Annotated in this window: 13 protein-coding genes; 11 read left to right on the forward strand and 2 right to left on the reverse strand. The window is 70.5% G+C overall.

The genetic code is table 11. The features are described from left to right. The first annotated feature begins 34 nt into the window (after nt 1–34). From IT355_18045 to IT355_18060, 4 genes are all read left to right on the forward strand, one after another. On the forward strand, nt 35–1,045 hold the full coding sequence (locus IT355_18045) for a Gfo/Idh/MocA family oxidoreductase (protein ID MCC7055181.1): 1,011 nt from the start codon (nt 35–37) through the stop codon (nt 1,043–1,045). Continuing rightward, nucleotides 1,045–2,292, forward strand: coding sequence for a DUF4105 domain-containing protein (locus IT355_18050; protein ID MCC7055182.1), 1,248 nt, complete (start codon nt 1,045–1,047; stop codon nt 2,290–2,292). The genes IT355_18045 and IT355_18050 overlap by 1 nt, the downstream gene beginning before the upstream one ends. Before the next feature lie 46 nt (nt 2,293–2,338). Then, the gene (locus IT355_18055; GenBank protein ID MCC7055183.1) at nt 2,339–3,961 is read left to right on the forward strand and encodes a response regulator; all 1,623 of its coding nucleotides are present in this window, start codon (nt 2,339–2,341) and stop codon (nt 3,959–3,961) included. A 346-nt stretch (nt 3,962–4,307) separates the two neighbouring features. Beyond that, on the forward strand, nt 4,308–4,973 hold the full coding sequence (locus IT355_18060) for a PEP-CTERM sorting domain-containing protein (protein MCC7055184.1): 666 nt from the start codon (nt 4,308–4,310) through the stop codon (nt 4,971–4,973). Nucleotides 4,974–5,286: 313 nt separating this feature from the next. On the opposite strand, the gene IT355_18065 is transcribed toward IT355_18060, so the two are convergent. Then, a complete protein-coding gene (locus IT355_18065) occupies nt 5,287–6,024 on the reverse strand; it encodes a transposase (GenBank protein MCC7055185.1) in 738 nt (245 codons plus the stop codon). 277 nt (nt 6,025–6,301) lie between these two features. Between IT355_18065 and IT355_18070 the strand changes: the two genes are divergently transcribed. Continuing rightward, a complete protein-coding gene (locus tag IT355_18070) occupies nt 6,302–6,613 on the forward strand; it encodes a PEP-CTERM sorting domain-containing protein (protein MCC7055186.1) in 312 nt (103 codons plus the stop codon). A gap of 96 nt (nt 6,614–6,709) precedes the next feature. Here IT355_18070 and IT355_18075 read toward each other — a convergent pair whose 3' ends face one another. Next, a complete protein-coding gene (locus IT355_18075; protein ID MCC7055187.1) occupies nt 6,710–7,126 on the reverse strand; it encodes an IPT/TIG domain-containing protein in 417 nt (138 codons plus the stop codon). 202 nt (nt 7,127–7,328) lie between these two features. Between IT355_18075 and prfA the strand changes: the two genes are divergently transcribed. The 6 genes from prfA to IT355_18105 are packed head-to-tail and all read left to right on the forward strand — an operon-like array spanning nt 7,329 to nt 12,934. Beyond that, the gene (gene prfA, locus IT355_18080) at nt 7,329–8,393 is read left to right on the forward strand and encodes a peptide chain release factor 1 (GenBank protein ID MCC7055188.1); all 1,065 of its coding nucleotides are present in this window, start codon (nt 7,329–7,331) and stop codon (nt 8,391–8,393) included. After that, complete coding sequence (gene prmC / locus IT355_18085; GenBank protein ID MCC7055189.1) at nt 8,386–9,318, forward strand: peptide chain release factor N(5)-glutamine methyltransferase; 933 nt, start codon at nt 8,386–8,388, stop codon at nt 9,316–9,318. Before prfA ends, prmC begins: the two co-directional genes overlap by 8 nt. Before the next feature lie 56 nt (nt 9,319–9,374). Continuing rightward, on the forward strand, nt 9,375–9,728 hold the full coding sequence (locus IT355_18090; protein MCC7055190.1) for a YlbF family regulator: 354 nt from the start codon (nt 9,375–9,377) through the stop codon (nt 9,726–9,728). Between the two features lie 19 nt (nt 9,729–9,747). Beyond that, nucleotides 9,748–10,422 (forward strand): dTMP kinase, encoded by a 675-nt coding sequence (gene tmk, locus IT355_18095; protein ID MCC7055191.1) that lies wholly within the window; start codon nt 9,748–9,750, stop codon nt 10,420–10,422. Then, entirely contained in the window at nt 10,419–12,059 is a 1,641-nt protein-coding gene (locus IT355_18100; GenBank protein ID MCC7055192.1) for a S41 family peptidase, read from the forward strand. Before tmk ends, IT355_18100 begins: the two co-directional genes overlap by 4 nt. After that, nucleotides 12,056–12,934: a DUF2520 domain-containing protein gene (locus IT355_18105; GenBank protein ID MCC7055193.1), complete on the forward strand. Its 879-nt coding sequence runs from the start codon at nt 12,056–12,058 to the stop codon at nt 12,932–12,934. Before IT355_18100 ends, IT355_18105 begins: the two co-directional genes overlap by 4 nt. Nucleotides 12,935–13,024: the final 90 nt, after the last annotated feature.

Genomic DNA, 13,024 nt, shown 5'->3' on the forward strand with positions numbered 1-13,024 from the left:
CCGGTGCGGTGTCGAACCCGCCTACATTTCAGGAATGTCCTCCAAGCCAGCCCTCCGAATCGGTGTCATTGGCGCGGGTGCCATTGCCCAGCTTGCCCACCTGCCCGTGCTCTCGAAGATGCGCGGTGTGCAGTTGGCGGCGCTCTGCGACAACGACAGCGCCAAGGTGCGCGCCCTCGCGGACCGCTTCAGCATCCCGGACACCTTCACCGACATCGAGGAGCTGCTCGAGTTCGAGGAGCTCGATGCGGTGCTCATCTCGACCCCGAACCACCTCCACGAGCCCCACGTGCTCAGCGCCCTGAAGGCGAAGCGGCACGTGCTCTGCGAGCGTCCGCTCGCGCTCACGACGAAGGGCGTCGAGCGCATCCTGACGGCGGCGGAGAAGTACGAGATGAAGGTGGTGGTGGGGCACAACCACCGCTTCCGCACCGAGGTGCAGAACCTCGAGAGCTTCATCCACGGCGGCGAACTCGGGCGGCTGATCGGCATCCGCGCCGGTGCATACAAGACGCGTCGTGGCGACGCCGGCTGGCGCTCGCGCCGTGCCGAGGCGGGCGGTGGCATCTTCCTCGACCAGGGCGTGCCGCTCCTCGACCTCGCGTGCTGGCTGGCCGACTTCCCCGAGCCGGTGCGCGTGACCGCCAGCATGGAGCGCGGGAGCGGCCTGCGTGCGGTGGAGGATGCGATGTACGTGCACGTGCAGTACGCCTCGGGGCTCAGCGTCGCGATCGACACCGCGTGGGGCTACGTCGGCGAGGAGGATCGCTGGTGGTTCGAGGTGCTGGCGAGCAAGGGCACCGCCCGGCTCGCCCCGTTGCGCGTGGTGAAGGAGCTGAATGGCCGCGCGGTGGATGTGTCGCCTACCGGCGCCGCGCAGCGCGACAGTGCCTTCATCCAGAGCTATCGCGCCGAGCTCGCGCACTTCGCCGCAGTGCTGCACGGCGACGTGGCATACGAGCCGCCGGTGGACCAGGTCGTCGTGCAGCGACTGGTCGAGGCGATCTACCGGAGTGCGGAAGAGGGGAAGGAAGTCCGGCTGTGATGCGCGCGGTGCGGCGCACCATGCGGCAGGGCATGGCGGGCCTGGCTGTCCTTGCCGCGCTCGCGCCGGCGGTGGCCGGGCAGCGCCCCATCGACTGGAACACGAAGCCGGTGCTGCTGCTGACGATCGGGCAGGGCACCGAGGTTTTCGAGAAGTTCGGGCACAACGCGCTCATCGTCTGGGATGATGCGGCCGGCCAGCCCCTGGTCTACAACTGGGGGATGTTCGACTTCCAGCAGCCGAACTTCATCGGTCGCTTCCTCACCGGCGACACGAAGTACTGGATGGCGCCGATGACGCTGGAGCAGTCGAACGCGCAGTACCAGGCGCTCAACCGCACGATGGTGGTGCAGGAGCTGGCGCTCACGCCGGCGCAGAAGGCGCGCCTGGTGGCCATGCTCGCCGACAATGCGACGGAGGCGAACAAGTGGTACCGGTACGACTACTACCGGGACAACTGCAGCACGCGCGTGCGCGATGCGCTGGATGCCGTGACCGGGGGCGTGCTGCGCGCGGCCATGACGGCGCAGCCGGGCCAGGGGAGCTACCGCTGGCACACGCGGCGTGAGCTCGCCTACAGCGCTCCGCTCTACTTCGGCAGCCAGCTCGTGCTCGGCGTGGATGCGGATGCGCCGCTGAACGGCTGGGAGGAGGCGTTCCTGCCGCAGTCGCTGTCGGAGTCGGTGAGCCGCATCGAGCTGCCGGCGGCGGATGGGCTGCCGGCACGCCCGCTGGCGGGACCGATCGACACCCTCTTCCGTGCCGCGCGCGAGCCCGAGCCGCGCACGGTGTCCCCGAAGCTGGGGCTGGCTGCGTTCGTCGGCGTGGTGCTGGGGCTCGTGCTGCTCGGCCTGACGATGCTCGGTCGCGTGGGTGCGGCGCTCGCGATGGCTGGCTGGGGTGTCGCCTGTGCCGTGATCGGGACCGTGCTGCTGCTTGCGTGGTTCGCCACGCGTCACGTATTCATGGCGAACAATCCCAGCGTGGCCCTCGTGAGTCCGGCGTGGCTGCTGGGCACGGTTGCGGCGGTGATGGCGCTGCGCGGCGGCGTGTCGACGGCGGTGCGCAGCGCGCTGCGGTGGCTGCTCGTGATTGCCGTGGTGGGGACCGCCGGCGCGGTGCTGCTCGGGCACGGGGGGAGTGCGCTGGAACTGGCGGCGCTGCTGCTGCCCGGGCATGCGGCGGTGGCGCATGCGGCGGATCGTCACCGGCGGCGGTCCGCGGTGGTGGTTCCGCGCGACCCGTGAGCGCGATCGCCGGCGCGGTGCGGCTGGACCCAATCCCGGGGGAAGCATGAATCGCGATCGCACCGGTGCCGCGAGCATCGGGACGGCCGTTGCCGCCGACACCCTGACGGCGGACGAGATGCGTGCCAGCGAGGCGCGCTACCGGCTGCTGGCGGAGACGATGCTCCAGGGGGTGATGCACCATGCCGCGGACGGCAGCATCATCGCGCTCAACCCGGCGGCCGAGCGCATCCTGGGCCGGCCGCGGGCGGAGTTCCTTGGCAGCCACCCCGTGCAGGAGGAGCGCAACACCATCCGTGAGGATGGCACGCTGTTCCCGGGTGTGGAGCACCCGTCGGCGGTGGCGCAGCGCACCGGCCAGCCCGTACGCGGCGTGGTGATGGGTGTCTTCAACTGGGAGCGGAACGAGTACCGCTGGCTGCGGGTCGACGCCGTGCCGCTGATCCGGCCCGGCGAGGACACGCCGTACGAGGTGTACACCGTCTTCGAGGACATCACGCGGCCGCGCCAGGTGGAGCGCGCGCTGCGGGAGGCGCACACCCGCAAGGACCACTTCATCGCGACCCTTGCCCACGAGCTGCGGAACCCGCTCGCGCCGATCCGGAACGCGGTCGCGGTGCAGCGCCTCAAGGGATATGACGATCCACAGATGGTGTGGTGCACGGAGGTTATCGACCGGCAGGTCGGGCACATGTCGCGGCTGCTCGACGACCTGCTCGACGCCTCGCGCATCTCGAGCGGGAAGCTCGACCTGCGGCGCGGGCGGGTGGCGCTGTCGGCGGTGCTGCACCAGGCCATCGAGACGGCGCGCCCGCTGCTCGATGCCGCGCAGCACCGGCTCGAGATCCGCCTCGGCGAGGCGCCGGTGTTCGTCGATGCGGACGCGATGCGGCTGGCGCAGGTGTTCGGCAACCTGCTCACGAACGCGGCGAAGTACACCGAGCCCGGTGGGCGTATCACCGTCACCGCGGCGGTGGCGGGCGGCGACCTGTTCCTGCGCGTGCGCGACACCGGCATCGGCATCGCGGTGTCGGACCTGCCCCGGGTGTTCGAGATGTTCGGGCAGGTCGAGTCGGCGTTGGAGCGGTCGCAGGGCGGGCTCGGCATCGGGCTCTCGCTGGCGAAGGCGCTGGTGACGCTCCACGGCGGCGAGATCACGGTGCACAGCGACGGCCCCGGGCAGGGCACCGAGTTCACCGTCCGGCTGCCGGTGATGGCCGACGAGCCCGCGTCACCGGCGCCTTCGGTGCAGGGTGACGGCTATGACGGTGCGGTGCACCGGCGGGTGCTGGTGGTGGACGACAATCGCGACGGCTGCGACTCGCTGGCGACGCTGCTCCGCCTCTCCGGGATGGACGTCGAGGTGGCGTACGACGCCACCGAGGCGATCGCCGCCGTGACGCGGCATGCGCCGGACGTCGCGCTGCTCGACAACGGGCTGCCGGGCATGAACGGGTACGAACTCTGCCAGGTGCTGCGGTCGCTTCCCGGGAGCGACGCGCTCGTGCTGGTGGCACTCACGGGCTGGGGGTCCGCCGCCGATCGCGCGCGCGCCGAGCGTGCCGGCTTCGATGCGCACTTCACGAAGCCGGTCGCGATCGACGAGCTGGTGGCGTTGCTGCGTCGCCCCACGGTCGAGGTGCGGCGCCGCGGTGCCGAGGGCGGGTGAGCACGCACGTGTGCCATCGCACGTGTGCCATCGCACGTGCGATCACACATGCGCACGAGCCTGCTGTGACGTGTTCGTGCGGCCCGCGCTGCATAAAACAACCTCGGCTTCGTTTGTGAGTTTCCGCCAATGTGGGCGGCGCGGCCCGTGGTTGGTCGTTGCGTCCGCGCCCGGTGGTGTTGATTCGTGTCCACAGCGGAAAACGCCGAAAGCGGAAGGTTCGTCCGGATTTTGCTCCGATGCGCAGTGGTTTCCGCACCAAACGGGACTGGAGCGGCTGGCACACAACCTGATGGGTCAGGGACTGCGCACCGCGCCACGCAGTCTCATTCGTACAGGAGTTCCAATGCGTTCCAGCCGATTTGCGGCCCTGATCGGGTTGCTTGCAGTTGCCGCACCGCTCAGCGGTCAGGCGTTCACGAACGGCTCGCTCACGGGCCCGATCAACAATGGCGGCGTCCCGACCGGGTGGACGCTCGAGGCTGGCTCGCCTGACACCATGGACGAGAACAACAACGTCGGTGTGCCGGGCGCGCTGGGCTTCGGCGCCGCGCCGAGCCCCAGCCCGGACGGCGGCACCTGGGTCGGCGTGGGTGGCGAAGGGGCCACCGGTTTCGTCGAGCGGTTCTCGCAGTCGGTGTCGGGCTTCACGGTCGGGCAGACGTACACCGTGAACTTCTACGCGTCGAACTTCGGTGCCGCCGACTTCGGCTACGTGGCCACGAACTTCTTCGAGATGCTGATCGACGGCGTGGCGATGGATTCGGGCGCGGACCTGCCCCTCGCGCCGGGCTGGACGCTGCAGACCCTGAGCTTCCTCGCCACGTCGGCGACGCACACGATCGCGTTCCAGCTCGGGGATGGTGCCAAGTCGTACATGGGCATCGACGGTATTTCGATCGCCGGCGGCATGAGCACGGTGCCGGAGCCGGCGACGACCGCGCTGCTGGGTGCCGGGCTGCTGGCGTTGGGCGGGATCGTGTCACGTCGTCGGCGCGCCATGGCGGCCTGAGTCGCGCAGGGCTGTTCGTGCTGGTGTGACGCCCCCGGCCGGGGAGACCTGGCCGGGGGCGTTGTGGTGGATCGGGGTGTTTCGCGGGGCCTGCTTCAAGGGGTCGGGGATCTTGAGTTCAAGGGGACGGGGATCTTGAACGCGACGGAGTTCAAGGGGACGGGGATCTCGAGTTCAAGGGGACGGAGATCTTGAACGCGAGGTCGGTTCAAGGGGACGCGGATCTCGAGTTCAAGGGGACGGAGATCTTGAACGCGACGTCGGTTCAAGGGGACGGAGATCTTGACCGGACCGTCTGTGGCACGACACGCCACTAGTGGCACCGAAGCTGTGCGAGGCCCGTTACCGCGATCCAGGACGACTGGTGGTGCCGACGATCCCCACCATGCGCAAGCCGACGTACCGGGCGGTTCAGGTGACGTTCGAGATCGTCGAGCCGTGCACTGTTGCCGAGCGCCGTCCCACCACGAGTGGCTCGCCGGATCTCGAGCACGCGCGCTTCATCGAGTTGCTCCGCACAGTACGCGGCGTACGATGCCCGTCGCGCCTCCGTGATCGTGTCGAGGGCCGTGTACGTCGGGTGCGGCGACACGAGCTCATCCCTGTCGCCCAGCGCCAGCGCGCGGTAACTCGACCACTCGTACTCGGCAGGATGGTGCACGATCCCCGCCTTCACTGGATTCATGTCGATGTACCGGCAGCAACGGAGCAGGTATTGGTCGTCACCCACGAGCGCGGACCTGAAACGCCCCTCCCATAGGGTTCCAGTGCGGCGATGCCGCTTGTTCCAATAGCGGACATACCGACTGCCGATACTGCGCATGAGATTGGCCGCGCTTCCGACTCCGCGCGGAGTCACGAGCATGTGGACGTGGTTCGACATCAGCGCGTATGCGTGGATCGCGCACGCGTAGCGCCTGCTGGACTCGAGCAGGCATTCGCGATAGCACGCGAAGTCCAGCTCGTCGAGGAACGTGCGATCCTGGTTGTGACCGCGCTGTGTGATGTGGATGGGAAGTCCGGGGGCGATCAGCCGCGGCCAGCGTGCCATGTCGGGATCCTGCGAGGACGTGAACGATGCGGCCGGATTGGGCGATGGCGCGTGATGACGTCTCGAGTCTGTCGCGCGACCCGCGCGCGTGTCCAGCGAAAGCGACGCGTGCGACATCGAATACTTGCAACGTTAGGTGGAGCGCGGTTCAAGATCTCCGTCCCCTTGAACGCAAGATCTCCGTCCCCTTGAACCCGGTCGCGTTCAAGATCTCCGTCCCCTTGAACGCAAGATCTCCGTCCCCTTGAACCCGGTCGCGTTCAAGATCTCCGTCCCCTTGAACGTCGTCCCCGTGAACGACCGTCGCCGCGCAGCCCCGGCGGCGCTCGGGCAACTCCGGTACGTCGATCGCAACGTGAATGCAGGCGGAAGCCTGGTCATTTCGTCCCCTGTCACGGGAGATCTCGCGGCGCTCCTGGACGCAACCTGGACCGCACCGGTCACACTCGATGCGATCTTCCGCGCCGACTTCGCCCCCGCAGCCTCCGACCCCTCCATCGTCCCCGAACCCGCCACCAGCACCCTCCTCGGCACCGGCCTCCTGGTCCTCGCCACGCTCGCCACACGCCGCCGCCGCACACCACGCTGATCCCGCACGCGACACCGCCACGACGACAGAGCGCCCCCCGACCAGGTCTCACGGTCGGGGGGCGCTCCACGTCATACGGCTCCGGCTACGGCCGCCTTACCGGCAGATCCACGGCGTCGCATTCTCCCGCGCCGTGCTCCGGCGCGCGCTGGTCTCGTCCGTCGCCGTGAACGTCACCTCCAGGAACCCGTCGTCCTGCGCCTGCGACGTGCACGTCATCTCCTTGCGCACGCTGAACGCCCCGCTCGCATCGGCCTTGATCGGGCCGAACGCAATCGCCTGGCTGGTGTTCGGCGGCGGGGAACCCGTCAGCCGCACCGCACCGTTCGGCGTGAAGTTCGAGCCCGTGATCGTGATGATCGGGCCTGTCGCCTGCCGCTGGATCGAGACGCTGATCTTGAGCGGCGGCGTGGCCTGCGCACGAGCCACCGCAGGCTGCGCCACGAAAGCCAGCCCGAGCAGGACGGCCGCCCCGATGGACGACCATGTGCGACGAGCCAGTGGGACACGCATGTACGACTCCTGAAAGAGGATGGCCTGCCATGATGTACCCAGTGCAGGCTGCCGGATCAGACCCGCCGCGATCAGACCGCGACCGTGACGACGGACATCACCCGACACTGCAATATACACCGGTTCCGCGCTTGAGTTCAGCGGCCCAAGCTGTTTGTTTCCTTGGACTTATGCAATCGCCAGTGCGGCCGGCCCGGCCCCGATGAGCCTCCGCGATCGCCTCGACGACGCCATCGCCCGCGCCGCTGTCGTGGAACAGGAACTGCTCGACCCGCGCACCGTCCGCGACCCCCGTCTCCTCGCCAGCCTCGGCAAGGAGCACCAGCGGCTGCAGGAGATCGTGCGCCACGCCGCCGACATCCGCCAGCTCGAGCAGGAACTGGCCGACGCCCGCGAGATGGCCGCCGGTGACGACCCGGAGTTCGCCGCCGAAGCCGCGGTCGAGGTCGCCGCGCTCGAGGCGCGACTCGCGGCGCTCGACACCGCGCTCCACCCGCTCCTCATCCCCCGCGACCCGCTCGACGATCGCCCCGCCATCATCGAGATCCGCGCCGGCACCGGCGGCGACGAGGCCGCCCTCTTCGCCGCCGACCTCTGGCGCATGTACGAGCGCTTCTTCCAGCGACAGGGCTGGCGCATCGAGGTCATGTCCATGTCCGACGGCACCCTCGGTGGCATCAAGGAAGTGATCGCCCGCATCGACGGCAGCGGCGCCTTCGGCACCATGCGCTGGGAATCGGGGGTGCATCGCGTGCAGCGCGTGCCCGCCACCGAGACCCAGGGGCGCATCCACACTTCCGCCGCCACCGTCGCCGTGCTGCCGGAAGCCGAGGAGGTCGACGTCACGATCGAGGACAAGGACCTCCGCATCGACGTCTTCCGCTCCTCAGGCCCCGGTGGCCAGAGCGTCAACACCACCGACTCGGCCGTGCGCATCACCCACATCCCGAGCGGCATCGTCGTCAGCCAGCAGGACCAGAAGTCGCAGCTCCAGAACAAGATCAAGGCGATGCAGGTGCTCCGCTCACGCCTGCTCGACGCACGCCTCGCCGCCCTCGAGGCCGAGCGCTCGAAGATGCGCAGCTCGCAGGTCGGCACCGGCGACCGCTCGGCCAAGATCCGCACCTACAACTACCCGCAGGACCGCATCACCGACCACCGCATCGGCTTCACCATGCACGGCGTGCAGGCCGTGATGGACGGCAACATCCAGCCGTTCATCGAGGCGCTGCAGGAAGCGGAAGTGAAGGAGCGGCTGGGTGGCTGACGGCGGGCGGCCGCGCACCGTGGCCGAGCTGCGCGACCAGATCGCCGCGCGCCTCGCCGGTGTCTTCGACGACCCGCTCGGCGAGGCCCGCGAACTGCTCGCGGCACTGCACGACGCCCCCCGCTCGTGGACCACCACGCACGCCGGCGACGAGACGATCGACCTGCTCATCGACGCCTCCAGCGATGCCGTCGTGCGCCGCCTCGCGGGTGCGCCACTCGCCTACGCCACTTCACGCGCGGCCTTCCGGCACCTGTTCCTGCACGTGGACGAGCGCGTGCTGATCCCGCGGCCGGAGACCGAGGAGCTGGTGACGCTCGCGCTGCCGCTGATCGCGGCGGGCAGCACGGTGGTGGATGTCGGCACGGGTTCCGGCGCCATCGCCCTCGCGCTCGCGCAGGAGAGCCAGGCGGCGCGCGTCATCGGCACCGACCTCTCCCCCGGTGCGATCGACGTGGCCGAGATGAACGCCCGTGCCCTGCTGCGCCGGCAGTACGCGCGGACGCAGTTCCTGGCCGGCAACCTGCTGGAGCCCCTCGGCGACACGATGGTGGACGTGATCGTGTCGAACCCACCGTACATCGCGCTCCATGAGCGTGACGCGCTGCCGGCCTCCGTGCGCGACCATGAGCCCGCGCTGGCCCTCTTCGGCGGCGACGACGGCATGGCGGTGATCCGCGCGCTGGTCGCCCAGGCGTCGGCGCGCCTCGTCCCCGGTGGCGCATTGCTCCTGGAGGTCGACGCCCGCCGGCCGGGCGAGGCGCTCGGCTGTCTGGCCCCGCCCGACTGGGAGGGGGCCCGGGTGGTCCCCGATGCGTTCGGCCGCGACCGGTTCGTGGTGGCCCGCCGCAGCGCGGCAACCCATGGCGCGCCGGCCGGGTCGGACCACGCGTCGACCCGCGCCACCGGCACCGGATCGGAGTAACTTCCGCAGGACCGCGGGCCGTCCGGGCCTGCGCATCCCCCTGCAGTGGACAGGACATGCTCGAGGAAAAGGCCAAGGACCTGGGCCGGCAGATCGGCCAGTCGGCGGAGTATCAGGCGCTCAAGCGCGCCAACGACGCCCTCACCGGCGACAGCGAGGCGACGGCGGTGCTCCGCCGCCTCTCCGAGCTGCGCGGCGAGGCGCAGCAGTTCATCGAGCGCGAGGAGAATCCCCCCGCCGAGATGGAGGAGGAGCTGGACACGCTGCTGCGCGGCCTCGAGACGAAGGAGGTCTACCAGCGCGCGATCGTGGCCCAGACGAACTTCGACAAGCTGATGATGCGCGTGAACGAGTGGATCTCCGAGGGGATCCGCACGGGTGCGGTGAGCAAGATCATCACGCTGTCGTGACCAGCGGATCCTGGCGGTGATGCCTGATCCTGCCGTGCGCGGACGGCTGATCGTGCTGGAGGGCGGCGACGGCGTCGGCAAGACGACGCAGCTGCCGCTCCTGGCCGACGCATTGCGCGCGGCGGGGCGCACCGTGGTCACCATCCGCGAGCCGGGCCAGACGCAGGTCGGCGTGCAGGTACGCCAGCTGCTGCTGCACCCCGACTCGGCCATCAGCCCCGCCACCGAGGTGATGCTCTTCCTCGCGGCCCGCGCGCAGGTGGTCGCCGAGACGGTGCGGCCGGCGCTGGCGGCCGGCCGCTGGGTGGTGGCCGATCGTTTCTTCGTCTCCACGTACGCGTACCAGATCGCGGGGCACGGACTGGACGACGCCCTCGTGCGCGCCGCCAACACCCTCGCCACCGGCGGGCTCGTGCCCGACCTCACGCTGCTGCTCGCCCTGTCGCCGGAGGCGGCGCGGGCGCGGCGCGCGTTGCGCGGATCGGCCGATCGCCTCGAGCGCTACGGCGCGGCGTTCGACGGGCGCGTGGCAGCGGCCTACACGGCGGCGGCGACACCGGCCTGGCAGGCGCAGCATCCCGAATGTGGCCCGATCGTCGCCGTCCCCGCCGACGGTGCGGTGGACGCCGTGACGGCGCGGCTGATGGAGATCATCGTGGAACACTGCAGCCCGCACGCGGTCCATACGGCATGAACCTGCGCCGCAGCCTCACTGTCGCCACCGTCCTTGGTGTGGCCCTCGGCACCGGGGGCTGGCTGATGGGCCGCAGCCTGCGCACCGACGAGCCCACCGTCGTGGACGGGCGCCGGCTCTTCTCGCAGGTGCTGGACGCGGTGCAGAACCGGTTCGTGGATTCGCTGCCTCCCGATTCGCTCTGGCACATGGCGACGCTGGGCATGGTCGACGAGCTGCACGATCCGCACTCGGTGTTCCTCGTGGCCGATCGCCTCAGCCGGTTCCGCGAGCAGACCACCGGGCAGTACGCCGGCCTCGGCCTGCGCGTGGACGTGCGTGACGGCTGGATCACCGTGATCGCGCCGCTGCCCGGCTCACCGTCGGAGGCGGCGGGCCTGATGACGGGTGACCGCGTGGTGCGGATCGACGCGATGGACACCAAGGGGCTGACGTCGGAGGAGGCGCTGCTCAAGCTGCGCGGTGCCGCCGGCTCGCGGGTGGTGCTCACCGTCGAGCGGCTCGGCGTCGACGGACGCCTCACCTTCACGCTCACGCGGCAGGTGATCCGCGTCAGTGCGGTGCAGCGCATCGCGATGCTGCCGTCGCGGGTCGGATATCTGGATGTCAGTGTCTTCAGTGATTCGACGGCCGAGGAGGTGGCGGCCGGCGTGGACTCGCTGCTGGCGCTGGGCATGGCGTCGCTGGTGCTGGACCTGCGCGGCAACCCGGGCGGGCTGGTGCAGCAGGGCGCGGCGGTGAGTGACCTCTTCCTCGACCCGGGGCAGGAGATCGTCACGCTTCGCGGGCGCACACCCGAGTCGAACCAGACCTTCACCGACAAGCTCCCGCAGAAGTGGCCGTCGCTGCCGATCGTGGTGCTGGTGGACCGCGGCAGTGCGAGCGCGGCGGAGATCGTCGCCGGTGCGCTGCAGGACCATGACCGCGCCGTCGTCGTCGGGAGCACCACCTACGGCAAGGGCAGTGCGCAGAGCGTGTTCGAGGCCGGCCCGACGGGGGCGCTCAAGCTCACCACCTCGCTCTGGTTCACGCCGGTGGGTCGGAGCATCTCGATCCGCCATGCGACGATGGAGCCGGTTGCGCCGCGCCGGGCCGCCGCCGCGCCCGACTCGCTCACGAGCGAGGTGGACTCGATGGTCGCGAAGCGGAAGGCGTTCCGCACCGACAAGGGGCGCATCGTGTATGGCGGCGGTGGCATCACCCCCGATGTCCTGGCGCGCGACAGCGCGGCGATCGAGCAGGGCGCGATCCTGCAGTCGGTGCTCGGCCGCGCCGTGCCGACCTTCCGTGACGCGCTCACCGCGCTGGCCCTCAGCCTCAAGTCGAGCGGAGCGCTGAGCAGCACGACGTTCGCGGTGACGCCGGCGATGCGCGCGGAGCTGCTGGCTGGTGTGCGGGCGCGCGGCGCCGTGGTGGCCGACTCGGCGTTCGAGGAGAACGCGGCGGTGGTTGACCGGCTGATCGGCTACGAGGTCACGCGCTACGTGTTCGGGCGTGATGCGGAGTTCTCGCGCCGCACCGCCGACGACCCGGTGATGCAGCGCGCGCTGACGCTGCTGCGGGATGCGCCCGGCCGCGATGCGCTGCTGGTGCGCGCGAGCGCGGAGCACCCGAGCAAGGCGGGCGGTCGCTCGTGACCGCGACGACCGGTTCGCTGGAGCCGGTGGTGCTGCTCGGGGCGGGACGGGCGGGGCGAGCACTGGCCGCCGCATTCCGCGCCGCCGGCGTGCCGCATACGCTGCTGGATCGCGTGGGCATCGTGGAACAGCATGGTCCGCCGGTGTTCATGTCACGGGCCGAGGCGCTGGCCGCGTCGCCGGTGATCCTGGTGGCGGTGCGGGACGGGCAGCTCGACGGCGCGCTGGATGGGTTGCGGATCGGCGATGCGGTTCCGCCGGGCACCGTCGTGCTGCAGGTGAGCGGGAGCGCCGAGCCGCCGGCGCGCGAGCGGCTGGCGGGCGCCGGCATGCACTGCGGGACGTTTCATCCGCTGCTGCCGCTGCTCGATCCGGCGCTGGCGTCGTTCCGGTTGCAGGGATCGGTGATCGGCGTGGAGGGTGACGCGCGGGCGCTGGAGGTGGCCGGCCTTCTGGCGGTGCGGCTGGGCGCGACGACGATCCTGATCCCGCGTGGCGAACGCGCGGCCTACCATGCGGCGGCTGTCATCGCGAGCAACTTTCCCGTGACGCTGGCGGCGCTGGCCGAGGGGGTGCTGGCCCGGATCGGTGTGGACCAGGCGGCGGCACACCGCGCGGTGCGGGCGCTGATGGCGGCGAGCGTGGAGAACCTCGCCGCGGCGCCGCGGGCGCTGGACGCGCTGACCGGTCCCATCGCGCGCGGCGACGTGGCGACGGTGCGGGCCCACACGACGGCGCTGCACGGGGTGCCGCCGCAGGATGCCGTGTACGAGGTGCTGTCGCGTGCGACGCTGGCGCTGCTGCGGGAACGGGGCGATGCGCCGGCGGCGGTGGCCGCTCTGGAGGCGGCGCTCGAGGGGGACGGGCTGCGGTGAGGGGGCCTCGTGCGGGCGTTCCCGCACGGTGCCGGATGGACCCGGCGTGGCTGCGTCCGCCGCGCAAGTGCGCTGATCGTATCGTCGTTT

The sequence above is a fragment of the Gemmatimonadaceae bacterium genome, from assembly GCA_020851035.1.
In the GTDB taxonomy this organism is placed as follows: domain Bacteria; phylum Gemmatimonadota; class Gemmatimonadetes; order Gemmatimonadales; family Gemmatimonadaceae; genus JACMLX01.

Coding starts and splice junctions, on each gene's coding strand:
- IT355_18045 (MCC7055181.1), top strand. CDS start 35: ATGTCCTCCAAGCCAGCCCTCCGAATCGGTGTCATTGGCGCGGGTGCC.
- IT355_18050 (MCC7055182.1), top strand. CDS start 1,045: ATGCGCGCGGTGCGGCGCACCATGCGGCAGGGCATGGCGGGCCTGGCT.
- IT355_18055 (MCC7055183.1), top strand. CDS start 2,339: ATGAATCGCGATCGCACCGGTGCCGCGAGCATCGGGACGGCCGTTGCC.
- IT355_18060 (MCC7055184.1), top strand. CDS start 4,308: ATGCGTTCCAGCCGATTTGCGGCCCTGATCGGGTTGCTTGCAGTTGCC.
- IT355_18065 (MCC7055185.1), bottom strand. CDS start 6,024: ATGGCACGCTGGCCGCGGCTGATCGCCCCCGGACTTCCCATCCACATC.
- IT355_18075 (MCC7055187.1), bottom strand. CDS start 7,126: ATGCGTGTCCCACTGGCTCGTCGCACATGGTCGTCCATCGGGGCGGCC.
- prfA (MCC7055188.1), top strand. CDS start 7,329: ATGAGCCTCCGCGATCGCCTCGACGACGCCATCGCCCGCGCCGCTGTC.
- IT355_18090 (MCC7055190.1), top strand. CDS start 9,375: ATGCTCGAGGAAAAGGCCAAGGACCTGGGCCGGCAGATCGGCCAGTCG.
- tmk (MCC7055191.1), top strand. CDS start 9,748: ATGCCTGATCCTGCCGTGCGCGGACGGCTGATCGTGCTGGAGGGCGGC.
- IT355_18100 (MCC7055192.1), top strand. CDS start 10,419: ATGAACCTGCGCCGCAGCCTCACTGTCGCCACCGTCCTTGGTGTGGCC.